Here is a 23,205-nt window from a genome sequence, read left to right as displayed (position 1 = left end):
GGAGGGCCACGGGGCCCGCATGCGGGCCGGTTGCCCGATGTGCTTGAGGGTGAGAGTCAGGTCGTTGAGGGCGTGGAGGCGAGGGACCAGCAGGTCGATGACTCGCCCTCCCGCCTTGGTGGTGAGGCCCGGAACGGCGTAAAGGAGCTTGGAGCTCTGAGGTGACATAGTGCTCCTGTGCCGCGGCCCACGGCTGGCCAGCCTCGGCTCTTCAGACGTGCACCTCTCCGTGCGCCGCCAAGTCAACCTGCTCGGCCGACGTACCTGCCGGTTTACGAGCTGCCGCAGATACGCGTCCTGGATTCTCCGGGCAGGGCTCTGTGGAGGCAGTAAAATAGAGTGTTATAGCGTGAGCAGTTCACGTGCGAGGAAGTGCCTGCAGTTGCAATGAGCGGTGCACTCGTTGCCGAAGCTCAACAGATTTTGCGGGAACTGAAGTTCATCAGTCACCCAGTGGTGCGGGGGTCTGGTCTTCATTCGACTTCGCACTCACATAAAATTCTGTCCGATTTGCTGATGGTTCATCCCGTCGGGTTCTGCTGACCTGCCCTCTCTGTCTCTCGTGAAGTGCGTACGTTTCCTCGTGCCTCGACCGGGTACCGGTCTCATTGACATCACGCTGCGGTATCTCATTGCCGCAGTAGAATCGAGAGGGAGGTCAATCACATGCTGAAGGCCATCGCGGACGTACTCCGATCCATCGGCGGGGCCATCGCCACTGTCGTGACCCTGCCTTTCCGCGCCGTCGCACGGCTCTTTGGCGGAGCCTCCGACACTGCCCACGGCCGCCACTGACCGATCCCTTTCCGCATTCCGAGCCCCGGCCGACTTTGAGTCGGCCGGGGCTCGGAATGCGGTGCACTCAGATTCTTCCTCGGTCGTCACCAACGACGCGAGGTCTCGTGCGCGAAGGTCATCTGCCCGCGCTTGCGAACCGGGTGGATCGATGACTCGGTCGTCCGTAAGTCACGGGTTGGCTGGCCGGATTCCGACGAGCTTGACGCCGACGGCGGAGCAGGGCCAACTGCGCCCAGTGCGGTGTCCGTCGCCAGCGCTGACACCCAGGTGGGACGCTGGGAGAGCCATAGTTGTGGAGGGCGGGGGGTGGGACCGGTCGTCGAAGGAGCCGTCCGTGGGCGCCTTGGTCGTGGCCGTCTGTGCCGTCCGCGGGTTCCCGGGGCACCGGTTGCGGGCGGTTCGGCAGCCGTGACAGAACCCAGGAGAACTGGGGGGCAGCGGCCGGCATCTGCACGACGGTGATGGGAAGCTGCTGAGGCAACGTGATGCCAGGCCGCAGACGTCCGGGGGTGGCCGTGGAGTGGCACTGCCGGCGGCCCTTCCTCGCCATAGTGAACGGCATCGACTCCCTGAACGGAACCTGCCTGGTTTCAAATCCCTCGAGCAAGGACCGAACCTCTCGCTTTCGTCGACACACCGCTTGCGCACCTGCCCAGGCCCAAGCCTTCCTCATGCCGCGGCCGGTCCAGCAACAGCGGATTCTTAAATTCCGGAAGAACGGTGGAACAGGCCCCTTCTGGCTTGAAGTTGCTGACACCAGATTTGTTGGAGTCCTCAAGGGATCTCAGGGTATGCGGGGTTCTGTGAGGAATCGCGGCCGTGGTGAATTCCAGGCCGACGCTCCTGCTCTCACCATTCGGATCTGCAACGGGAGGGTTCCTATGTTCACGAAGAAGGTTCTCGTCATACTCGGTGCCGTGACGCTCGGTGGGTCCGTGCTGGTCGGCTGTGGCGAGGACAGCGGCGGTTCCTCGGGCTCCGACAAGGCCGCGTTGTCCGGCAAGAGCGCCGACGAGATCGCTGCGGCGGCCGTGAAGGCCACCCGCGACGCCGAGTCCGTCCACATCGTCGGCACCAGCCAGCAGCAAGGTCAAGAGATGAAGCTGGACTTCATCGTCGACAACAAGGACAACTGCACAGGGACACTCACCGGACCCGAGGCCGAGGCAGACGTGCTTCAAGTTGGTGAGACCACTTATGTGCGCGGCGAGAAGAAGTTCTGGGAGAACCTTCTCAAGGCTCAGGGCGCCGGCTCCGACCAGGCTGTCGACAAGCTTGCCGGAAAGTGGGTCAAGAGTGACCCGGACGAGGCCGGTGCCGAGGGGATGTGCGACAAGCAGGCCGTGATCGCCGCCATGGACAGTGACAAGTCCGAGCGCATGGGAATGAAGAAGGGCGAACAGACCGAAGTGAACGGCAAGGACGCCTTGGCCCTCACCAAGAAGGCCGATGACGGAGAGGTCATCACCCTCTACGTCGCTGCCAAGGGCGAGCCCTACATCATGAAGGCCGTCAGCAAGGGTGGAGAGAACCCCAGCGAGACGACTCTCACCGACTACAACAAGAAGGTCGATGCCAAGGAACCCCCGGCAAACGAGGTGGTCGACCCCAAGCAGGTCCAGAGCTGAACCCGGGGCGGCGGCCGCTCCGGCGCGCTCACCCTCCTCCTCCGCATCCCCGCGATTGCCCCCGAATACGAGGCGGGAGTGCGGAGGAGCATGGCCCCGGGGTGAGCGCGTTCTGGGGAGGCCCCTGACAGTCTCGTTCGGCGACCTGAAAACCCGCTCATGGGCTCGGCGCCTCGACCGGCGCCGCTCGTGGCAGAGTGTCACCGCGGTTGCTGGTGTTCCTGTCGCGCCCGCTCATTTTGCGGTGGTGCCATGCTGGTCGAACGACTGCAGCTTTGGCGAGGTCCGGACGGGGAAGCTCTAGGGGCTGTGAGCCCAGTGGGTATTGGGATCCTGGTGCAGCGAACGCTGCACCGATCCCCGGTCGAGCCAGATCGAGGGGGATGCAGCCGGATGGAAACGGGTGACTATGTCCGTAGTTTTGGCATCGTCGCAGGTGAGAGGCGTCACGCCTATGGGTTCGAGTCCCACCCGCCCCACCGAGCGTCCCCAGGCAGAATCGTTTTGACCTGGGGAAACGTGTTTTTCGGGGGCGTTTCGCGTGCAGCGTTCGCCGCACGTAGGTGCAGCCAACGTGAGGCTTCGGTCTTTCCAAGCAGGTCTCGCACGGCTGTGACCTGGTCTTTTGTTGCCCTCGTGTTCGTGGGAGCGTTAAGGGCGGTCCCACGGCCGCACCTCCCGGCCCATGTTGCTGGTGGCGAGCTGGGTTCCGTCAGGCGAGACCGCCACTGAGTGCACCTCACCGGTGTGACCGGTGAGGGTTTTGGTGCATGAGGTTGTCGAACTCCTCCTGTCGACTGAAAGGTTCTCGTTGGGCGCCGGAGAGCATCGACGCCCTCGACTTTGAGCTCACCGAGGCCCAGAGGGACGCCATCGCCACCCCGGAAGACGGCACGTAGCTCTTCTTCGACCACCGCGCCCCGGAGATGGTCGCCTGGCTGAGCGCGCGTCGCCTGGATTCCTGACCCCCCGCGGGGGGTAGGGGCGATGCTCGCTCCCAGGAGCGGATGCCCGCGAGGTCTTCATGGAGCAGGGGATCACGACCATGCTCAGCGTCCAATACGCCCCCGAGTAAACGGTCGCGCCCTGGTCACGTGGATCGTGAGCCCGTGCCTGCGTCCTGCGAAGGCTGACGGGCGCTGTCAAGAGCCGAGGCATGGCCCGTGGGTATGCGCCTGGTTCACCGTTCGTAGTGGAAGCGGCACGCCACCACGTGGATGATGGCGTTCTCATCGATGCGGTACACCAGTCGGTGTTCGGAGTTGATGCGCCGCGACCAGTAGCCGGAGAGGTCGTTCCGCAGCGGTTCGGGCTTGCCGATTCCTTCGTGGCCGCCCCGGTCGATGTCGGCGATCAGCTGGTTGATGCGCTTCAGTATTTTGCGGTCGTTCCCCTGCCACCACAGGTAATCGTTCCAGCCGTCGTCGACGAACAGCACCTTCACGCGGCGCCCCGCCCGGCCTCGTCATCGGGATCCACCAGCTCGCGAAGTGCGCTCTGGCCGGCCCGGTCCTGCTCGATGGACCTGCGCAGGCGCTCGGCCATGGCAGGCGACCGCAGCAGGTAGTCGGTCTCTTTCAGTGCCTCGTACTCGGCGAGCGAGACGACGACCATCGGCTCATGGCCAGTCCGGGTGATGACCAGCTCCTCGGCGTCGTTCTCCACCGCGTCGAGGGCATCGGCGATGCCCGCGCGTAGCTCGGTGACACTCATCGTCTTCATGACGTACACGATAACGTACAGAGTGGATCCCCGTGCGACTACGGACATGGTGGTTGCGGACTTCGCCTGCGCGGAGTTGGCGGCGTTCGAGGCGGGCCCAGTTGGGCGGCGTGCTGCTCGACCCGCGCCTGCGGCAGTCTTCGGTGGCGTTCGACGAACCGTTACTGATGGTTATGCCGGACGTTCGGCTCGCCGGTGTCTCAGATGTTCTGGTCGGCCTGTCGGCCGGAAGCGAGACTTCCGCTCAGTGCGGTTGAGAGGGACGTGATCGGACGGCCCGGATTCGGCCTCATGTGCCTCTCGGGTCGGTGCTGCGAACGCTGCACCGCAACCCGCTGGAGTCGGATCGAGCAGGATGCAGCCGGATGGAAACAGGTGGGGATGGCGGACTCCTTGAGATAACCGCAGGTGAGACGCGTCACCGGTTTGAGTTCGAGTCCCACCCGCCCCACCCAGCACCCCCAGGCAGAATCGTTCTGACCTGGGGTATCGCGTTTTCCGGGGGCGTTTTGCGTGCTGTGGTCGCCGCACGGGGGTGCGGCGAACGTGGGTGCTCGCACACCGGCAGCCAGGGCAGGAAGGCCGGCACTGCGTACGACTGCACAGGGAAGCCCCCGCAGACCCAGCCGGCCAACCGGGAGGCGGGAAGAGCACGTCGTGGGTGACGCCTCCAAGGGCTCCGGCCGCACCTGCGACCACCCCGAGCCGGGCACCGCACAGTCACACACCTGGCCTCGCTCACCGCGGTCGGCATATCACGCGACTCCTGCACCCGCGACGAGACCGGCAACTAACTTTGAGCAACGTGACGAAGACGGAGGGGATATGGGCGGTCTGAGCAGGCTCGACGGGAAACGGACCTTGGTGATCGGCGGTGGCGGGGCCGGGATCGGCCGCGCCATCGTCCGTTCCTGCGCGACCGCCGGGGCGGCAGTGGCAGTGGCCGACGTGGATGCCGCACGGGCGACCGAGGTGGCGGACGAGTTGCGTGCGGCGGGGCATGTCTCCCATGCGCTGAGCGGTGACGTCCACTCCGTTGGCCAGCTCGAAGACGTGATCGTCGGCGCGGCCGAACGTCTGGGCGGACTGGACATCCTGATCACGGTGGTAGGCGGACAGGTCGCGTTCGTGCCGGCCGTCAAGCTGCACGAGATGACCGACGAGGACTGGGACACCGTCTATGACGTGAACCTGCGCTACGTGGCTCGCGCGGTGCGGCGTGTGCTGCGGCTGTTCCTGGAGCAGGGCACCGGCGGGAGCATCGTCAGTATCGGTTCGGTCACCGGATTCATGGCCGCTCCGAAGCAGGCCGGTTATGGCGCTGCCAAGGCCGGCCTGTACAGCCTGGCGCGGACCGTCGCCGCCGAGTACGCGGCCGACGGCATCCGGATGAACGTCGTCGCGGGCGGGGCCATCAGTACTGCTGTCAACGCAGGCCCCTCCGGTGAGTGGGTCCCGGACATCCCGGCAGGCCGCTACGGCACCTCGGAGGAGATGGCCGCTGCGGCCGTCCACCTGTCCTCGGGCGAGGCGCGCTACGTCACCGGTCAGCAGATCGTGCTGGACGGCGGAGTCTCGGTCCGCGGCCCGTTCCCCGAATAGCCGGGCGACCCGGGCGCCTCAGGCTTCCTAAGTCATTTAGATTGTGCAAAGATTGCGCAATCTAATGGTTGGGGCCTGCCCGGACCAAGGGGATCTACGAGAGGCAGCGTGATGGCGCCGGAGAGGCGGCGGCCGGTTTCGCGTCCGGCGCTCCCGCGCGGGTGGCGGCGACGTCTGGCGCGCTTGCCACTCGCTCTCTTCAAGGTCGGGCTCGGCCCGGTCTTCGGGCGGCGTGTGCTGCTGTTGCATCACAGGGGCCGCAGGACCGGGCTCGACAGGGCCGTCGTTCTGGAGGTCGTCGCGTACGACCGGGAGAACGGCAGCTGGACCCTGGCCTCCGGGTTCGGGCCGGCGGCCGACTGGTATCAGAACCTGCGCGGGGAGCCCAAGACCACGGTCCAGTTCGGCAACCGGCACTACACCGTCACGGCCCACTTCCTCCCGGCGGCGGAAGGGGCCGAGGCCATGGTCCGGTACGCGCTCGCCCGGCCGCGCACCGCCCGTCGCCTCTGCTCGTTGATGGGCTTCGAGGTGGACGGCACTCCGGATTCCTTCCGGCGCGCGGGGAGCGAGATCCCCTTCGTACGGCTGGACGCAGGACCTGGTCAGCGGCTGCCCTGATCATAGAACGTTGCATAGGCTAAAGGTGCCGGGGCGTCCGACGGGACGGCGGGAGCGGATCCGGGGCATCGGGTCAGGCGGAAGGCGGCGTCGCCGCACGTCGCCGGAGAGCGAGACGCAGGCTGGTACGGCGAAGCCGGTGAGCGCGGTAGAAAGGGACCATGGCTGAGCGGAGCGCCCCGGTCGGGGGCACGTTTGATGTGGACGCCGTGACCCGTGCGGTGATGACGGCGTCACGGCTTCTCGTCGCGGTGTCGGCACGTTCGCTCGCCGAGGTCGAAGACCGCGTGACCCTGCCGCAGTTCCGGATGCTCGTAGTCCTGTCCACACGTGGTGCGACCAAGCTCGTCACCCTTGCGCACCTGCTGGGTGTGGCCCCCTCGACGGCGATGCGGATGGTGGACCGGCTCATCGCGGCTCGGCTCGCCGACCGGCAGGTCAACCAGGTCAACCGCCGCGAGACGCTGCTCCAGGTCACCGACGAGGGCCGCCGCACGGTCGAGGACGTGACGAGACGGCGGCAGCAGGAGATCGCCGCGATCGTGGAGCGCCTCGACCCCGTCCAGCGCCTCGCCCTCGTCAGCGCTCTGACCGCCTTCAACGAGGCGGGCGGGGAGCCGGCCGTGCCCACGCGCGACGACAGTGCTCCGCACCCCCTGGGGTGGGCGGACCTGGCGACCGGGCACGGCGCCTGAACATCGTCGGGCGGCGAAGTGCCGGCATCGGCCGGTACGGTCCGCGGCGCCCCAGCCGATCCGGGAAGGGAGATGACCCCGCTTGCGCGTGAGTGGCCGCGGCCGTAGGGCTGCTCCGGATCACGGTCTCGCGACCCATCTCAGGTCGGCCTTGTGGGGGCCGGCGGAGTTCGTCGGCGTTCCAGGGGCGGGCATTCTTAGCCATGGTCTGGTGGTCGGCCTCCTCGGCGGCGTTCTGGTCACCGGTGCGGGAGCCATGGGCATGTGGGCCGGCCCCGTGTTCCTCCGTAGCGGTGAGGCCGGTCTGGTGCTCGTCGCCGCGCTGGTGCTGTATCTGACGGCTCTGCGGGCCGGCCGCATCCTCGTCGGACTCGTCGGTGTGCTGGGTGCGTGTCTCGCCTTCGCGGCACCTCAGACCGCCGCCGGCCTCGCGATGGCCGGCCGCGGCCAGGTGCAGTCCGCTCATGTCACGTCGGTCGAGAGCAGTGGGCACCACCAGCGTCGCTTCCTGTGCGAAGTGGACCCTGACGGGCCCGGAGTGTCGCCGAGCATGAAGATCTGGCGGGGCTGCACCGGCTCCACCGATCCGGGGGACGTGCTCAAGGTGCTGTACGACCCGACGGGCCGCGTGCCGGTCCGGGGCATGGCGCGGCCGGGCGAACAGACAGCGTCCGAAGTACGGTTGGTCACTCTTGCGCTGATGTTCGCCGGAGGAACGACGCTGGCTGTCGTGCGGTCCTTCCGCTTCACGCTGCCCTGAAGGCCGGCTCCGGCTGATCAGCGTGCGCTCCCGCGTTCCCGTAAGGGCTCTTCAGCTGAGGACGGCCAGGATGCCCGCCGCCTCCGGCATCCGCGCGGAAGCGCTTCACACCTGGTCAGGTGTGGCCCCCCTGCCTGCCCGGGCAGCAGGGCTTGCAAAGTTCAAGTGACAGGCCGTTGACAAACGGGTCACGTAATAGAAACCTGTGCCCTGCCGCTTGCAAAAGGCGAACGAAATCACTCAACAAATCGATGTTCGAGCATCAGGTTCGCCATGTACCGCCCATGTCCGCCCAAAGGCGGCTAAGTGTCCACGCTGCGCACCGGCCCCTACGACCGCCCGCCACGGACGCACCGCTGTCCGGAGCCGAGCGGCCCGGCGAGTGCTGGTTCGCTCAGGAAACGAATCAAGAGGGCCCCATGACAGGAAGACGACACGGCCGGCGCATGTTCGCCGGCCTGGTGACCGGCGGGCTGCTGACGGTCGGGCTGCTGCCCCAGACAGCCCAAGCGGCAGTGGAGGGGCCGAACCTGGCGCTCGGGAAACCGGCGACAGCCAGCGGGCAGAACGGCTCCTACGTCCCCGCCAACGTCACCGACGGCATCCAGGCTTCGTACTGGGAAGGCCCCGCAGGCTCGTTCCCCCAGTGGGTGCAGGTCGATATCGGAGCCACCGCTGACGTCGATGACGTGGTGCTGAAGCTCCCCGCTTCCTGGGAGTCGCGCACCGAGACCCTGAGTGTCCAGGGCAGCACCGACGGCAGGGACTTCAGCACCCTGGCCACGAGTTCGGTGAAGTCCTTCTCCCCCTCCTCCGGCAACACCGTGACACTCGACGTCACCGGGGAGGCCCGGTATCTGCGTGTCCAGGTCAACGGCAACACCGGATGGAACGCCGCCCAGCTCTCCGAGGTGGAGGTCCACGGCGAGGCGGGCGGGGAAGACCCCACCGGCCCCCCGACGGGGACCAATCTGGCCCTGCACAAAGCGATCGAGGCCTCGTCGACCACACAGAACTACGTCGCGGGCAACGCCAACGACGGGAGCACCTCCACCTACTGGGAGGCCGCGGGCCCGGACTCGACGCTGACCGCGAAGCTCGGAGCCGAAGCCGACGTCACCGGTGTCGTCATCAAGCTGAACCCTGACGCCGCCTGGAGCAGCAGGACCCAGAGCGTCGAGGTGCTGGGACGGAAGTCCGGCGAGTCCGGCTTCACTTCCCTGAAGGCACGGGCCGACTACGCCTTCAGCCCCTCGGGCAACAAGAACACCGTGACCATTCCGGTCACCGGCCGCGCCGCCGACGTACGTCTGCGGTTCTTCGGCAACACCGGCGCCGGTGGGGGACAGGTTGCCGAGTTCGAGGTCGTCGGCGAGGCCGCGCCGGCTCCCGACCTGATGGTCACCGATCTGACCTGGCCTGCCGGCTCGCCGTCCGAGAAGGACGAGGTCACCGTCGAGGCGACCGTCCGCAACGCCGGGACCACCGCGGCGCCCGCCACGACGGTGGACGTCAGCCTGGAGGGCCAGGTCGCGGGCAGCGGTGACGTCGGTACTCTCGCCCCGGGCGCCTCGGTGAAGGTACCGGTCAAGGCCGGCAAGCGGGCCGCGGGCAGTTACACCGTGTCCGCGGTGGTCGACCCGGCCGACACCGTCGCCGAGCTCGACAACAGCAACAACAGCCGTAACGCCGCCGACAAGCTGGTCGTCGTACGGGCTCCGGGGCCGGACCTTCAGGTCGCGGGCATCACCACCAGCCCGGCGAGCCCGGCTCCGGGCGCCGAGGTCACCTTCGCCGTGTCCGTGCGCAACAGCGGCACCAGCACCGTGCCGGCCGGATCGGTCACCCACCTCACGGTCGGCGGGACCACTCTGAACGGCACCACCGGCAGCATCCCCGCCGGGGGTTCGGCCACGGTCGCCATCAGCGGTGGATGGACCGCCACGAGCGGTGGCGCCTCGCTCACCGCGACCGCCGACGCGACCGGCGTCGTCGACGAGACCAACGAGGACAACAACACCTTCGCCCGCTCCCTGGTCGTGGGACGTGGCGCCGCCTCGCCCTACACCGAGTACGAGGCGGAGGACGCGCGCTACGACGGCACGCTGCTGAAGTCGGATGCCAAGCGCACGTTCGGCCACACCAACTTCGCCACCGAGTCCTCCGGCCGGGAATCCGTACGGCTCAACTCCACGGGCGAATACGTGGAGTTCACGTCCACCACCCCCTCGAACTCCATCGTGGTACGCAACTCGATCCCGGACGCGGCGGGCGGCGGCGGCCAGGAGGCCACGCTCAGCCTCTACGCCGACGGGAAGTTCGTCCGGAAGCTCGACCTGTCCTCCAAGCACAGCTGGCTGTACGGCTCGACCGACGACCCGGAGGGGCTGACCAACCGGCCCGGCGGCGACGCCCGGCGGCTCTTCGACGAGTCCCACGCCCTGCTCGAGAAGACCTACCCGGTCGGAACCGAGTTCCGTCTCCAGCGCGACGCCGGTGATGACGCGGCCTTCTACATCGTCGATCTGATCGACCTGGAGCAGGTCGCGGCCCCCGCCGCCAAACCTGACCAGTGCGCCTCCATCACCGCCTACGGTGCCGTCCCCAACGACGGACTCGACGACGCGGACGCCATCCAGCGCGCCGTCACGGCGGACCAGAAGGGCGAAATCCCCTGCGTGTGGATACCCGCCGGCCAGTGGCGCCAGGAGAAGAAGATCCTCACCGACGACCCGCAGAACCGCGGGCAGTACAACCAGGTGGGCATCCGGGACGTCACCATCCGCGGAGCCGGCATGTGGCACTCCCAGCTCTACTCCCTCATCCCGCCCCACGAGGCCGGTGGCATCAACCATCCTCACGAGGGTAACTTCGGCTTCGACATCGACGACAACACCAAGATCTCCGACATCGCCATCTTCGGCTCCGGAACGATCCGGGGCGGTGACGGCAACGCGGAGGGCGGTGTCGCCCTGAACGGCCGCTTCGGCGAGGACACCAAGATCACGAACGTGTGGATCGAGCACGCGAACGTCGCGGCCTGGGTCGGGCGCGACTACTCGAACATCCCCGAGCTGTGGGGCCCCGGCGACGGCGTCGAGTTCGACGGCGTACGGATCCGCAACACCTACGCCGACGGGGTCAACTTCTCCAACGGCACGCGCAACTCGACCGTGTCCAACTCCTCCTTCCGTAACACCGGCGACGACGCGCTCGCCGTCTGGTCCAACAAGTACGTCAAGGACACCTCGGTCGACATCGGCCACGACAACCACTTCCGCAACAACACGATCCAGCTGCCCTGGCGCGCGAACGGCATCGCGGTCTACGGCGGTCACGGCAACACCATCGAGAACAACCTGATCTCCGACACCATGAACTACCCGGGGATCATGCTGGCCACGGACCACGACCCGCTGCCCTTCTCGGGCAAGACCCTCATCGCCAACAACGGCCTGTACCGCACGGGCGGCGCGTTCTGGAACGAGGACCAGGAGTTCGGCGCCATCACACTGTTCGCCCAGGGGCCGGACATCCCCGGTGTCACCATCCGTGACACCGACATCCACGACTCGACCTACGACGGCATCCAGTTCAAGACCGGCGGCGGCACGGTGCCCGGCGTCGCGATCGAGAACGTGACCATAGACAACTCGGTCAACGGGTCCGGGATCCTCGCGATGGGCGGCGCGCGCGGCAGCGCGAACCTGAACGACGTGACCATCACCAACTCGGCACAGGGCGATGTCCTGGTCGAGCCCGGCTCCCAGTTCGTGATCGACGGCGCACCGAACGCGGGCTCCGCGGCGCCGTAGCAGAAGGGGGCGCGTGACTGATCCGATCTCCGAGGGGGGTGGCCGGCAGACCCGGTCACCCCCTTCCGGGGTGCGAGCGTCTCTCCCGGTCGTCAACGCAAGAGCTTGCGGACCTTGCGATAGTCTTGCGTGCATGACGCGACGACTTGCTCAGGTAGCGAAGAAGGTTGGGGTCAGTGAAGCCACGGTCAGCCGGGTGCTCAACGGCAAGGCCGGGGTCTCGGAAGCGACCCGGCAAACGGTCCTGACCGCGCTGGACGTGCTGGGCTACGAGCGTCCGACCCAGCTGCGTGGAGAGCGCGCCCGGCTGGTGGGCCTGGTCCTGCCGGAGCTGCAGAACCCGATCTTTCCGGCGTTCGCCGAGGTGATCGGTGGTGCCCTGGCGCAACAGGGGCTCACCCCGGTGCTGTGCACCCAGACCAAGGGAGGGGTCTCCGAGGCGGATTACGTGGACCTGTTGCTGCAGCAGCAGGTCTCCGGCGTGGTCTTCGTCGGAGGCTTCTTCGCCCAGGCCGACGCCCCGCACGAGCACTACCGGCTCCTCGCGGAACGCAGGATCCCGGTGGTCCTGATGAACGCGGCGATCGAGGGCCTCGACTTCCCCTGTGTGGCCTGTGACGACGAGGTGGCGGTGGAACAGGCCTGGCGGCACCTGGTGTCACTGGGGCACGAGCGGATCGGACTGGTGCTGGGTCCCGCCGACCACCTGCCTTCGCAGCGCCGTCTGCGCGCTGCGGTGAAGGCCGCCGGCGGGTCGCCGGCCGACGAGTTCGTGGCGCGCTCGATCTTCTCGCTCGAGGGCGGTCAGGCGGCCGCTTCACGGTTGCTGGACCAGGGTGTGACGGGGATCGTGTGCGCGAGTGACCCCCTGGCCCTGGGCGCCGTGAGGGCCGTGCGCCGACGAGGGCTCCGGGTGCCCGAGGACGTCTCGGTGGTCGGTTATGACGACTCCGCCTTCATGACGTGCACCGAGCCGCCGCTGACCACCGTGCGCCAGCCGATCGAGGCCATGGGGCGCGCCGCCGTGGAGCTCCTGGTGACCCAGATCCAGGGCAGCGCCGTCCCCCAGGCGGAACTCCTCTTCGAGCCCGAGCTCGTCGTCCGTGCCTCGACGGCCCAGGCGGCCGGCCTGCGTGCCGAAGTGTCACCCCGAGTGGCCGAGGCCGTCACCGCGTAGACCGGGCAGGGCACTTGAGGCCGTCTGCTCCCCCCTTAACGCTGCACTGTCAATCAATTACGAAATTAGAAAGAGATATTGCGTTCACCTGTTCGCGGTGGTTGAGTGAGCGGCGCCCCACAACGCATCGGCGGTGGGGCGCCTTCCACGTTCATGCCCGAAGGGGTCCACCCATGAGAAGTGCCCAGATGCGTCGTGCCCGCAGTGTCGGCGCCATGACTCTCGTTTCCGCGTTCGCGCTGACCGCCCTGGCTGCCTGCGGTACGAGCAGCAGCAGCGACGACGACACCGGATCCAAGAACAGTGGTTCCTCGGACCCCGCGGCTCCGCTCGACCCGAAGACCAAGGTCACGCTCACCATCGACTGCATGCCGCCGACGGCGAAGGCGGCCGAGCTGAAGGAGTGGAAGGAGGACGTCAAGGAGTTCAACAAGACGTACCCCAACGTCACGATCGAGGGCCGTTCCACGCCCGGCCAGTGTCTGGAGCCGCCGCGCTTCACCGCCATGCTGAAGGCCAAGTCCCAGCCCGACGTCTTCTACACGTACTTCACCGACCTGCCCCAGGTCCTGGACAACGACGGCGCCGAGGACATCACCGCGTACGTCAACGACAAGACCGTTCCCGCCCTGGCGGACATCGACCCGAACGTCCTCAACTCCCTCAAGCAGGACGGCAAGCTCTACGGCCTGCCCACCAGCAACTACACGATGGGCCTGCTGATCAACCGCAAGCTCTTCGAGCAGGCCGGCCTCGACCCCGACGCCCCGCCGCGCACCTGGGAAGAGGTCAGGACCGCCGCCAAGAAGATCGCCGGCCTCGGCGAGGGCGTCGCGGGGTTCGGCGAGTACAGCGCGGGCAACACGGGCGGCTGGCACTTCACCGCGCAGATGTACAGCCTCGGCGGCGACGTCGTCGACGCGAGCGGCAAGAAGGCCGCCTTCAACGACGAGACCGGCAAGCAGGTCGCGAAGAACCTCCACGCCATGCGCTGGGAGGACGACAGCATGGGCAAGACCCAGCTGCTCAAGTGGGGCGACCTGCAGAAGCAGATCGCCACCGACAAGCTCGGCATGTTCCTCGCGGCCCCCGACGACATCGCCTACATGGTGCAGCAGCTCGGCGCGCAGTACGAGAACTTCGGGATGGGGCCGATCCCGGGCGGGAAGAACACCCTGGCCGGCGGCAACAACTACATGGTCAAGAAGGGGATCTCCGGCGACAAGATCAAGGCCGCGATCGCCTGGCTGAACTACAAGAACCTCACCGTCGGCAAGGGACAGTTCGACTGGGCCCGCACCAAGGCCGACAAGCTGCCCGTCGGCATCCCGCAGCCCAACTTCTGGCTGGGCGAGTCCAAGGTCAAGGACGACGCCGCCCGGGTCGAGCACGCCACCATGCCCGTGGAGAACTTCAAGACCTTCATGGACAACCCCGTCAACGGCAAGGCCGAGCCGCCGAAGGCGCAGGAGATCTACAAGGTGCTGGACAACGTCATGTCCAGCATCCTCACCAACAAGGACGCCGACGTCGACAAGCTCCTCGACACCGCCGAGAGCCAGGTCAACCAGGTCCTCGCCACGCAGTGACGCCGCCGCGGCGGGGACGGGCGGCACCGCCCGCCCCCGCCGCGATCCACCGGCGCCTGCACGGACCGCACCAGCGCACCGCCGCGAGCGGGAACGACACCAGCAGCCCGTACCAAGGAGCATCGATGCCGGCCCCCGGCCTGACCACAAGCAAGGCGGCCAGCCCCCGCCACACCCCACCCCGCCCGGCGGGTCCCGTGCCGTCCAGCGGCAGCTTCGCCAAGGCCCTGCGACGCAACCTGACCGCCCATGGCTTCCTCATCGGCGCGCTGATCTGCTTCGCGCTGTTCTCCTGGTATCCGATGGTCCGCGAGTTCCTGCTCGCCTTCCAGAAGACCGAGGGCGGCGAGGTCAGCTGGGTGGGTCTGGACAACCTGAACACGGTGGTCAACGACCCCGCGTTCTGGCAGGCGTGGCGCAACACCCTGCTCTACACGGCACTCGCACTCGTCCTGGGCTTCGTCGTTCCCTTCGTCGTCGCCATCGTGATCAACGAGTTCCGGCATGGCAAGGGATACCTCAGGCTGCTCGTCTACCTTCCCGTGATGCTGCCCCCGGTCGCCTCGGTGCTCCTGTTCAAATACCTGTACGACCCCGGGTACGGGCTGCTCAACGAACTGTTCGGCTTCCTGGGGCTGCCCGAACAGCAGTGGCTGCAGGACCCCGACACCTCCATGCTGTCGGTCGTCGTCGCCTCCACCTGGATGAACATGGGCGGTGCGGCACTGATCTACCTCGCCGCGCTCCAGGGCATCCCGGGTGAGTTGTACGAGGCGGCCGAACTCGACGGCGCGGGTGTGTTCCGCAAGATCTGGCACGTCACGATCCCCCAGACGCGGCTGATCCTCTCGCTGATGCTGCTGATGCAGGTCATCGCCACCATGCAGGTCTTCGTCGAGCCCTTCCTGCTGACGGGCGGCGCCGGACCCGAGGGCTCCACCACGACGGTCGTCTACCTCATCTACCAGTACGCCTTCAACTTCAACAACTACGGCGCCGCGGCAGCCCTGGGTCTGCTCCTGCTCGTGCTCCTCGCCGGATTCTCGGCGGCGTACGTCAAGCTCAGCCGTTCCGAGGACGAGTAGGACCGGGAGATCCGACATGTCTACACGCACGCTCATTTCGCCGGCCCAACTCGCCAGGCCCCGCGGCAGAGCGGTCTACTGGGTGGCCTTCGCCGTGGTCGTCGGGTGCTTCACCCTCGTGTTCCTCGGCCCGCTGTACTGGCTGGTGTCCAGTGGGTTCAAGGACGCCCAGGAGGTCATCCAGAGCCCGCCCACCCTCGTCCCCGGCTCCTTCGAGCCCGACAACTACACCCGGGCCTGGGAGGTCATGGACCTGGCCAGGCTGCTGTTCAACACCCTTTACTACGCGTTCGGCGCCCTGGCCTTCCAGCTCGTGTTCGACGTGGCCGCCGCCTACTCGCTCTCCAAGCTCCGCCCGGTCTTCGGCAAGGCGATCCTGGGCATGATGCTGGCCACGCTGATGATCCCCGCGACGGTGCTCGTCGTCCCCCAGTACCTCACCGTGCTCGACGTCCCGATCGTGGAGCGGAACCTGCTCAACACGCCCTGGGCGATCTGGCTGCCGTCGGTGACGAACGCCTTCAACATCTTCCTGCTGAAGCGGTTCTTCGACTCGATCCCGCGGGAACTCCTGGACGCCGCGTCCATGGACGGCGCGAGCCCGATGCGCACCCTGCGCTCGATCGTCCTGCCGATCTCCAGGCCGATCCTCGGAGTCGTGTCCATCTTCGCGATCGTCGGCGTCTGGAAGGACTTCCTCTGGCCGATGCTCACCCTGCCCGACCCGGCGATGCAGACCCTCAACGTCGGCATCTACTCCCTGTCGAACGGCGTCCCCGTGAACGTGCTGATCGCCGCCCTCGCGATCGCCTCGCTGCCCACGCTACTGATCTTCCTCATCTTCCAGCGCAACATCATGAGCGGCTTGACCGCCGGCGGGCTCAAGGGCTGAGACCCAGCGGGCCGCGTCGACGGCCACCCGTACGCACTTCCCCAGACTTCGCCGCCGGCACGTCCCGACGCCCCGCTGTCCGTGCCGGCGGCGAGGACCCACCCTGCCCGAAAGGACCACAACGTGGCAGCCCCCCTCCCGCCCAGCCCCGACGACTGGTGGCGCGACGCCGTCATCTACCAGATATATCCGCGCAGTTTCGCCGACGGCGACGGTGACGGCACCGGAGACCTCGCGGGCGTCCGGGCGAAACTGCCCTACCTCGCCGAGCTGGGGGTCGACGCCGTCTGGTTCACGCCCTGGTACGCGTCGCCACTGGTCGACGGCGGCTACGACGTCGCCGACTACCGCACCATCGACCCCGCCTTCGGCACGCTGGCCGAGGCGGAGAAGCTGATCTCCGAGGCCCGTGACCTCGGCATCCGCACCATCGTCGACATCGTGCCCAACCACGTCTCCGACCAGCACGCCTGGTTCCGGGCGGCCCTCGCCGCCGGACCCGGCAGCGCGGAGCGGGAGCGCTTCCACTTCCGGCCCGGCCGCGGCCCGGAGGGCGAACTGCCCCCCAACGACTGGCCCTCCCAGTTCTCCGGCACCACATGGACCCGGGTCCCCGACGGAGAGTGGTACCTGCACCTGTTCACCCCGGAGCAGCCCGACCTCAACTGGGCGAACCCCGAGGTCCGCCACGAGCACGAGGAAGTACTCCGCTTCTGGTTCGAGCGAGGTGTCGCGGGCGTACGCATCGACTCCGCGGCGCTGCTCGCCAAGGCGCCGGGGCTGCCCGACTTCGTGGAGGGGGCCGACCCCCATCCGTACATCGACCAGGACGAGCTGCACGACATCTACCGCGCGTGGCGGACGATCGCCGACGAGTACGGCGGGGTCTTCGTGGGCGAGGTCTGGCTGCCCGACTCCGAACGCTTCGCCCGCTACCTGCGCCCCGACGAACTGCATACCGCGTTCAACTTCAACTTCCTGGCCTGCCCGTGGGACGCCGACTGCCTGCGCCGCGCCATCGAGGACACACTGGCCGAGCACGCCCCCGTCGGCGCACCCGCCACCTGGGTCCTGTGCAACCACGACGTGACCCGGACCGTGACCCGCTACGGGCGTGCGGACACCGGCTTCGACTTCGCCACCAAGGTCTTCGGCACCCGGACCGACCTCGCACTGGGCACCCGCCGCAGCCGGGCCGCCGCCCTGCTCACGCTGGCCCTGCCGGGCTCGGTCTACCTCTATCAGGGCGAGGAACTGGGCCTGCCCGAGGCGGACATCCCGCACGGCCGCATCCAGGACCCCATGCACTTCCGCTCCGGGGGCACGGACCCGGGCCGTGACGGATGCCGGGTCCCGATGCCATGGGCGGCGGACGAGCCCCACTACGGCTTCGGTACCGAGGCGGAGCCCTGGCTGCCGCAGCCCGACGACTGGTCGGGATACGCCGTCGACCGTCAGACCGCCGACCCGGGCTCGATGCTCACCCTCTACCGCGACGCCCTGCGCCTGAGGCGCTCGGAGACCGGTTTCGGCGACGGGCCCCTGAGCTGGCTCCCCGCGCCCGAGGGCGTGCTGTCCTTCGCACGGCCGGACGGCCTCGTCTGCGTGGTCAACCTCTCCACCGGAGCGGTCGGCCTGCCGGCCCACCACGCCCGCCTCCTGAGCAGCGGGCCGCTGGACGACGAGGGACGGCTGCCCCAGGACACCGCGGTCTGGCTGCGCGTGCGGTGAGTCATCCGGTGCGGCGGGCGACCGGGTCGGACGCGGAGGCACTGGCCGCGATCGACGTGGTCGCCGTCGCGGGCGACGCCGAGCGGCGGACGAGCATCGCAAGGTGGTGCCGACTGGGCCGGGTGCTCTTGGCGGAAGACGGGTCCCGCCCGCTCGGCTACTGCGTACTGGAGTACACGTTCTTCGGTCAGGGATTCATCCCGATGCTGATGGTGACTCCGCCGGCACGCCGCAGAGGGGTCGGGCGCCGGTTGCTGGCCGCCGCGGCGGCCCGGTGTACGACCCCGAAGCTGTTCACCTCGACCAACGTCTCCAACGTGCCGGTGCAGCGGTTGCTCCGGGGAGCCGGCTGGGACCCCGTGGGTCTTCTCCACGGGCTCGACGAGGGGGACCCCGAGTTGTTCTACCTCCACCGGCCGCGGGCAGACCGGCCTGCCCTCTGCCGCGTCCCGCCCGCCGCTCCCGCGTGCGCCACGAGGGGCGGGCGGCGAGCGGGAGCGGCGACAGCCCGGCAATCCGCACCCAGTCGGTTTTCCATGGGCGGACAGAATTTATGGTGTCAGACCCATGGACGACCCCGTCAGAGGTCTGCAATATTGCGATCGATTGATGCAAGAAGCCGATTCTTGTGCGGTCCGGATCGCGCACATGGCCGCGGTGACCCCACAGACCGCTTCCTGATCCGCCCGCAGTACCGCGCAACCGCTCAGCCCTTAACGAGCCGCACTCGCGTACTGCCCCCGGTACGTGAGCCTTCGCAGGGAGGGACCCCCATGCCCCCATCCAAGGCCGGTCGCTGGAAGCAGCGCACCGCCACCGCCGCGCTGGCCTCGACCGTCATGGTCCTGGGGCTGCCGGCCCTCGACGCGCACGCCGCCGGCGGTCCGAACACCGCCGCGGGCACCCCGGCCCGCGCCGGCAGCACCCTCGGCGCGCACGCCGCCGGCAACGTCAGTGACGGGGACGCCCGCACCTACTGGCAGGCCGGCAAGAAGTCGGCGCAGTGGGTGCAGACCGATCTCGGAAAGGCCCAGCGGGTCCGGGAGGTCGTGTTGCGTCTGCCGGCCCACTGGCAGACCCGCAAGCAGACGCTGGCCCTCCGGGGAAGCGCCGACGGCAAGAGCTTCACCACGCTCAAGACATCGGCGCGGTACGTCTTCAGCCCCGGGAACGGCAACACGGTGAAGATCGCCGTACCCGCGACGCTCACCCGCTACGTCCGCGCCGACTTCAGCGGGAACTCCGGCGGCACCGCGCAACTGGCCGAGCTGCAGGTGCTCACCACCACTGCCTCCACCCCCAACCTCGCGCAGGGCAAGCCCTACAGTGCCAGTGGCTTCGCCGACGTGTACGGCGCGGCCAACGCCGGTGACGGCAACCGCGACACCTACTGGGAGAGCAGGAACAACGCGTTCCCCCAGTGGGTGCAGGTGGACCTCGGCTCCTCCGTCAAAGTGAACCAGGTGACGCTGCGCCTGCCGGGTGGATGGCCGGGCCGCACCCAGACACTCAAGATCCAGGGCTCCGCCGACAACCAGAACTTCACCGACCTGACGGCATCGAAGGCGTACGCGTTCGACAGCGACAGCGACAGCGGTCAGTCGGCCGACATCACCTTCGACGCCACCACGACCCGCTACGTACGGGTGCTGATCACCGCCAACACGGGCTGGCCCGCCGGTCAGCTGTCCGAGCTCGAGGTGTACGGGCCCGCGGCCGGTGACATCCAGGCGCCCACCGCTCCCTCCGGCCTGGGTTACACCGAGCCCGCCACCGGCCAGATCAAGCTCGCGTGGAAGGCGTCGACGGACGACACGGGTGTCACCGGCTACGACGTCCATGCCAACGGCCAGTTGCTGGCGAGCGTCCCCGCGAACACCCTGACGTACACCGACAACCGGTCGGCCGCGGACGACGTCACCTACTTCGTCCGCGCCAAGGACGCGGCGGGCAACGTCTCCTCCGACAGCAACAGCGTCACCCGCAAGGGCTCCGGCGGCGACACCCAGGCGCCCACGGCTCCCGGCAACCTGGCGTACACGCAGTCCGGTGACGACGTCGAGCTCAGATGGCAGGCGTCGGACGACAACACCGAGGTCAGCGGCTACGACATCTACGCGGACGGCCGGCTCGTCGAGTCCGTCGCGGGTGACGTCACGACGTTCACCCACCGCCCGCCGGCGGCCTCCACGGTCACCTACCACGTGAGGGCGAAGGACGCCGCCGGGAACGCGTCGGCGCCGAGCAACAGCGTCACACGCCCGGGTTCGACCAGCGGCACCGGCTCCGACCTCGCCCAGGGCAAGCCCGTCGAGGCGTCCTCGAACAACTGGACCTACATCGCGGCCAACGCCAACGACGGCTCCACCAGCACCTACTGGGAAAGCGCGAGCGGCGCCTACCCGGCCACCCTCACCACGAAGCTGGGTGCTGACGCGGACCTCAGCCAGGTGGTCGTCAAGCTCAACCCGGACGCCGCCTGGGCCGCCCGTACCCAGACCATCCAGGTGCTCGGCCGCGGCCAGGGCTCGACGGCGTTCACGAACCTGGTGGCGGCGAAGGACTACGCGTTCTCTCCCGGCAGCGGCAACACGGTGACCATCCCGGTCTCCGGATCCGCCGCCGACATCCAGCTCAAGTTCACCAAGAACACCGGTGCTCCCGGTGCGCAGGTGGCCGAAGTCCAGGTGATCGGCACCCCCGCCGCCAATCCGGACCTGGAGATCACCGGCATCACCCACGCGCCCGCCGCACCGGTCGAGTCCGACCCCGTCGCTCTCACGGCGTCGGTCACCAACAGCGGAAGCAAGCCGGCGACGGCCACCACCGTGGACTTCACGCTGGGCGGCGAGAAGGCCGCCTCCGCGGACGTCCCCGCCCTCGCCCCCGGCGAGTCGAAGAACGTCACGGCGAGCATCGGGGCCCGGAGCGAGGGCAGCTACCAGGTGGGCGCCGAGGCCGATCCGGCGAACAAGGTCATCGAGCAGGACGAGGCGAACAACGTCTTCGTCCGGCCCGCCGCCCTGGTCGTCAAGCCGGTGTCCAGCTCCGACCTGATCGCCGCGCCGGTCTCCTGGTCTCCCTCCAGCCCCTCGGCCGGCGACGAGGTGACGTTCTCCGTCGCGATCAAGAACCAGGGAACGACCGACTCCGCGTCCGGCGCCCACCAGGTCTCCCTGGTGATCCAGGACGACAAGGGCGCCACGGTGAAGACCCTCACCGGTTCCCACGACGGCGTCGTCGCCGCGGGGCGGACCGCCGCTCCGGTCGGCCTCGGCTCGTGGACGGCGGGCAACGGCAAGTACACCGTGAAGACCGTCATCGCCGACGACGCCAACGAACTGCCGGTCAAGCGGGCCAACAACACCACGTCGCAGTCGCTGTTCGTGGGACGCGGGGCGAGCATGCCCTACGACATGTACGAGGCCGAGGACGGCACACTCGGTGGCGGCGCGAAGACCGTCGGCCCCAACCGGACCGTCGGCGACATCGCCGGTGAGGCCAGCGGCCGCAAGGCCGTGACCCTCACCGAAACCGGCCAGTACGTCGAATGGACCACGCGCGCGGCCACCAACACCCTCGTCACGCGCTTCTCGGTCCCCGACGGCACCGACACGACCCTCAACGTGTACGTGGACGGCCAGTTCCTCAAGGCGATCGACCTCACGGCGAAGTACGCCTGGCTCTACGGCAACGAGGCCTCGCCCGGCAACTCGCCCGGCGCCGGCGCCCCGCGGCACATCTACGACGAGGCGAGCCTCCAGCTCGGCAGGACCGTCCCTGCCGGTTCCAGGATCCGGCTGCAGAAGGACGCCGGAAACGGCGCCGGCTACGCCATCGACTTCGTCAACACCGAGCAGGCGACCGCGGCGTCGAACCCTGATCCGGCCGCGTACGCCGTGCCCGCCGGCTTCTCGCACCAGGACGTGCAGAACGCCATCGACAAGGTGCGCATGGACGGCACGGGCAAGCTGGTCGGCGTCTTCCTGCCCGCCGGTGACTACGAGACGTCCAGCAAGTTCCAGGTCTACGGCAAGGCGGTGAAGATCGTCGGGGCCGGGCCGTGGTTCACCCGCTTCCACGCGCCCTCCTCCCAGGAGAACACGGACATCGGCTTCCGGGCGGACGCGAGCGCCAAGGGCTCCTCGTTCTCCGGGTTCGCCTACTTCGGCAACTACACGTCCCGGATCGACGGGCCCGGCAAGGTCTTCGACTTCTCCAACGTCTCCGACATCACCATCGACAACATCTGGGTCGAGCACATGGTGTGCCTCTACTGGGGCGCCAACACCGACGGCATGACCATCAAGAACTCCCGGATCCGCAACATGTTCGCCGACGGCGTCAACATGACCAACGGGTCCACGGACAACCACGTGGTCAACAACGACGCCCGGGCCACGGGTGACGACAGCTTCGCGCTCTTCTCGGCGATCGACGCCGGCGGAGCGGACATGAAGAACAACGTCTACGCGAACCTCACCGCGACACTGACCTGGCGGGCGGCGGGTCTGGCCGTCTACGGCGGCTACGACAACACCTTCCGCAACATCCGGATCGCCGACACACTCGTGTACTCCGGCATCACGATCTCCTCGCTGGACTTCGGGTACCCGATGAACGGCTTCGGCAGCGAGCCCACGACCGTCGAGAACGTGTCCCTGGAACGTACGGGCGGCCACTTCTGGGGCTCACAGGTCTTCCCCGCCATCTGGGCCTTCTCCGCCTCCAAGGTCTTCCAGGGCATCCGCGTCAACGACGTCGACATCGAGGACTCCACGTACGGCGGGGTGATGTTCCAGACCAACTACGTGGGCGGGCAGCCGCAGTTCCCGGTCAAGGACACGCTCTTCACCGACATCTCCATCACGAACTCCAAGAAGAGCGGCGACGCCTTCGACTCCAAGTCCGGCTTCGGGATCTGGGCGAACGAGATGCCCGAACCCGGACAGGGGCCCGCGGTCGGCGAGGTCACCTTCCGTGGCCTGCGGATGAGCGGCAACGCCGAGGACATCCGCAACAGGACCAGCACTTTCAAGATCAACATCGAGTAGCGCCAGGGCGCGACGAACCGGCGGGGCCCGCTCTTG

General features: G+C 68.0%; 15 protein-coding genes and 3 pseudogenes. 14 read left to right on the top strand and 4 right to left on the bottom strand.

Going from position 1 to position 23,205, the window contains the following annotated elements; genetic code table 11:
- Window positions 1–36: 36 nt before the first annotated feature.
- Window positions 37–168: pseudogene (locus AB0P41_RS01810) on the bottom strand (DNA starvation/stationary phase protection protein); the annotation flags it as partial.
- A gap of 498 nt (window positions 169–666) precedes the next feature.
- Between AB0P41_RS01810 and AB0P41_RS01805 the strand changes: the two are divergent.
- Together AB0P41_RS01805 and AB0P41_RS01800 are read left to right on the top strand one after the other, a co-directional pair.
- Complete coding sequence (locus AB0P41_RS01805) at window positions 667–795, top strand: LPFR motif small protein (RefSeq protein ID WP_258020967.1); 129 nt, start codon at window positions 667–669, stop codon at window positions 793–795.
- Between the two features lie 884 nt (window positions 796–1,679).
- A complete protein-coding gene (locus tag AB0P41_RS01800) occupies window positions 1,680–2,426 on the top strand; it encodes a hypothetical protein (protein ID WP_365929449.1) in 747 nt (248 codons plus the stop codon).
- 651 nt (window positions 2,427–3,077) lie between these two features.
- On the opposite strand, the pseudogene AB0P41_RS01795 reads toward AB0P41_RS01800, so the two are convergent.
- The 3 genes and pseudogenes from AB0P41_RS01795 to AB0P41_RS01785 all read right to left on the bottom strand — a co-directional run.
- A pseudogene (locus AB0P41_RS01795) lies at window positions 3,078–3,188 on the bottom strand (WD40 repeat domain-containing protein); the annotation flags it as partial.
- Window positions 3,189–3,606: 418 nt separating this feature from the next.
- The gene (locus AB0P41_RS01790) at window positions 3,607–3,870 is read right to left on the bottom strand and encodes a Txe/YoeB family addiction module toxin (RefSeq protein ID WP_185301023.1); all 264 of its coding nucleotides are present in this window, start codon (window positions 3,868–3,870) and stop codon (window positions 3,607–3,609) included.
- A complete protein-coding gene (locus tag AB0P41_RS01785) occupies window positions 3,867–4,148 on the bottom strand; it encodes a type II toxin-antitoxin system prevent-host-death family antitoxin (protein ID WP_358967472.1) in 282 nt (93 codons plus the stop codon). Before AB0P41_RS01785 ends, AB0P41_RS01790 begins: the two co-directional genes overlap by 4 nt.
- Window positions 4,149–4,973: 825 nt before the next feature.
- On the opposite strand from AB0P41_RS01785, the gene AB0P41_RS01780 reads away from it, so the two are divergent.
- From AB0P41_RS01780 to AB0P41_RS01725, 12 genes and pseudogenes are all read left to right on the top strand, one after another.
- On the top strand, window positions 4,974–5,750 hold the full coding sequence (locus AB0P41_RS01780) for an SDR family oxidoreductase (protein ID WP_365929448.1): 777 nt from the start codon (window positions 4,974–4,976) through the stop codon (window positions 5,748–5,750).
- A gap of 111 nt (window positions 5,751–5,861) precedes the next feature.
- Window positions 5,862–6,371: a nitroreductase family deazaflavin-dependent oxidoreductase gene (locus tag AB0P41_RS01775; RefSeq protein ID WP_356707600.1), complete on the top strand. Its 510-nt coding sequence runs from the start codon at window positions 5,862–5,864 to the stop codon at window positions 6,369–6,371.
- Window positions 6,372–6,532: 161 nt separating this feature from the next.
- Entirely contained in the window at window positions 6,533–7,066 is a 534-nt protein-coding gene (locus tag AB0P41_RS01770) for a MarR family transcriptional regulator (RefSeq protein WP_356707599.1), read from the top strand.
- Between the two features lie 211 nt (window positions 7,067–7,277).
- Window positions 7,278–7,826: a hypothetical protein gene (locus AB0P41_RS01765; protein ID WP_356707598.1), complete on the top strand. Its 549-nt coding sequence runs from the start codon at window positions 7,278–7,280 to the stop codon at window positions 7,824–7,826.
- A 419-nt stretch (window positions 7,827–8,245) separates the two neighbouring features.
- Window positions 8,246–11,641 (top strand): CARDB domain-containing protein, encoded by a 3,396-nt coding sequence (locus tag AB0P41_RS01760; RefSeq protein ID WP_365929445.1) that lies wholly within the window; start codon window positions 8,246–8,248, stop codon window positions 11,639–11,641.
- Window positions 11,642–11,774: 133 nt separating this feature from the next.
- Window positions 11,775–12,818 carry a LacI family DNA-binding transcriptional regulator gene (locus AB0P41_RS01755; RefSeq protein WP_365929444.1) on the top strand — a complete coding sequence of 348 codons (1,044 nt, stop codon included), beginning with the start codon at window positions 11,775–11,777 and terminating at the stop codon, window positions 12,816–12,818.
- Window positions 12,819–12,991: 173 nt separating this feature from the next.
- A complete protein-coding gene (locus AB0P41_RS01750; RefSeq protein WP_356707595.1) occupies window positions 12,992–14,407 on the top strand; it encodes an extracellular solute-binding protein in 1,416 nt (471 codons plus the stop codon).
- Window positions 14,408–14,532: 125 nt separating this feature from the next.
- Window positions 14,533–15,492, top strand: a complete 960-nt coding sequence (locus tag AB0P41_RS01745; protein ID WP_356707594.1) for a sugar ABC transporter permease — start codon at window positions 14,533–14,535, stop codon at window positions 15,490–15,492.
- Window positions 15,493–15,508: 16 nt separating this feature from the next.
- Window positions 15,509–16,384, top strand: a complete 876-nt coding sequence (locus tag AB0P41_RS01740; RefSeq protein WP_365929441.1) for a carbohydrate ABC transporter permease — start codon at window positions 15,509–15,511, stop codon at window positions 16,382–16,384.
- 123 nt (window positions 16,385–16,507) lie between these two features.
- Entirely contained in the window at window positions 16,508–18,115 is a 1,608-nt protein-coding gene (locus tag AB0P41_RS01735) for a glycoside hydrolase family 13 protein (protein WP_365929439.1), read from the top strand.
- Window positions 18,112–18,453: pseudogene (locus AB0P41_RS01730) on the top strand (GNAT family N-acetyltransferase); the annotation flags it as partial. The gene AB0P41_RS01735 and the pseudogene AB0P41_RS01730, both read left to right, overlap by 4 nt.
- 435 nt (window positions 18,454–18,888) lie before the next feature.
- Window positions 18,889–23,169 carry a discoidin domain-containing protein gene (locus AB0P41_RS01725; protein ID WP_365929949.1) on the top strand — a complete coding sequence of 1,427 codons (4,281 nt, stop codon included), beginning with the start codon at window positions 18,889–18,891 and terminating at the stop codon, window positions 23,167–23,169.
- Window positions 23,170–23,205: the final 36 nt, after the last annotated feature.

It is taken from the genome of Streptomyces sp. NPDC079167 (genome assembly GCF_040686735.1).
In the GTDB taxonomy this organism is placed as follows: domain Bacteria; phylum Actinomycetota; class Actinomycetes; order Streptomycetales; family Streptomycetaceae; genus Streptomyces.
Note: the sequence above shows the minus strand (reverse complement) of the source record. Positions and strands in the feature narration are given on the sequence as shown.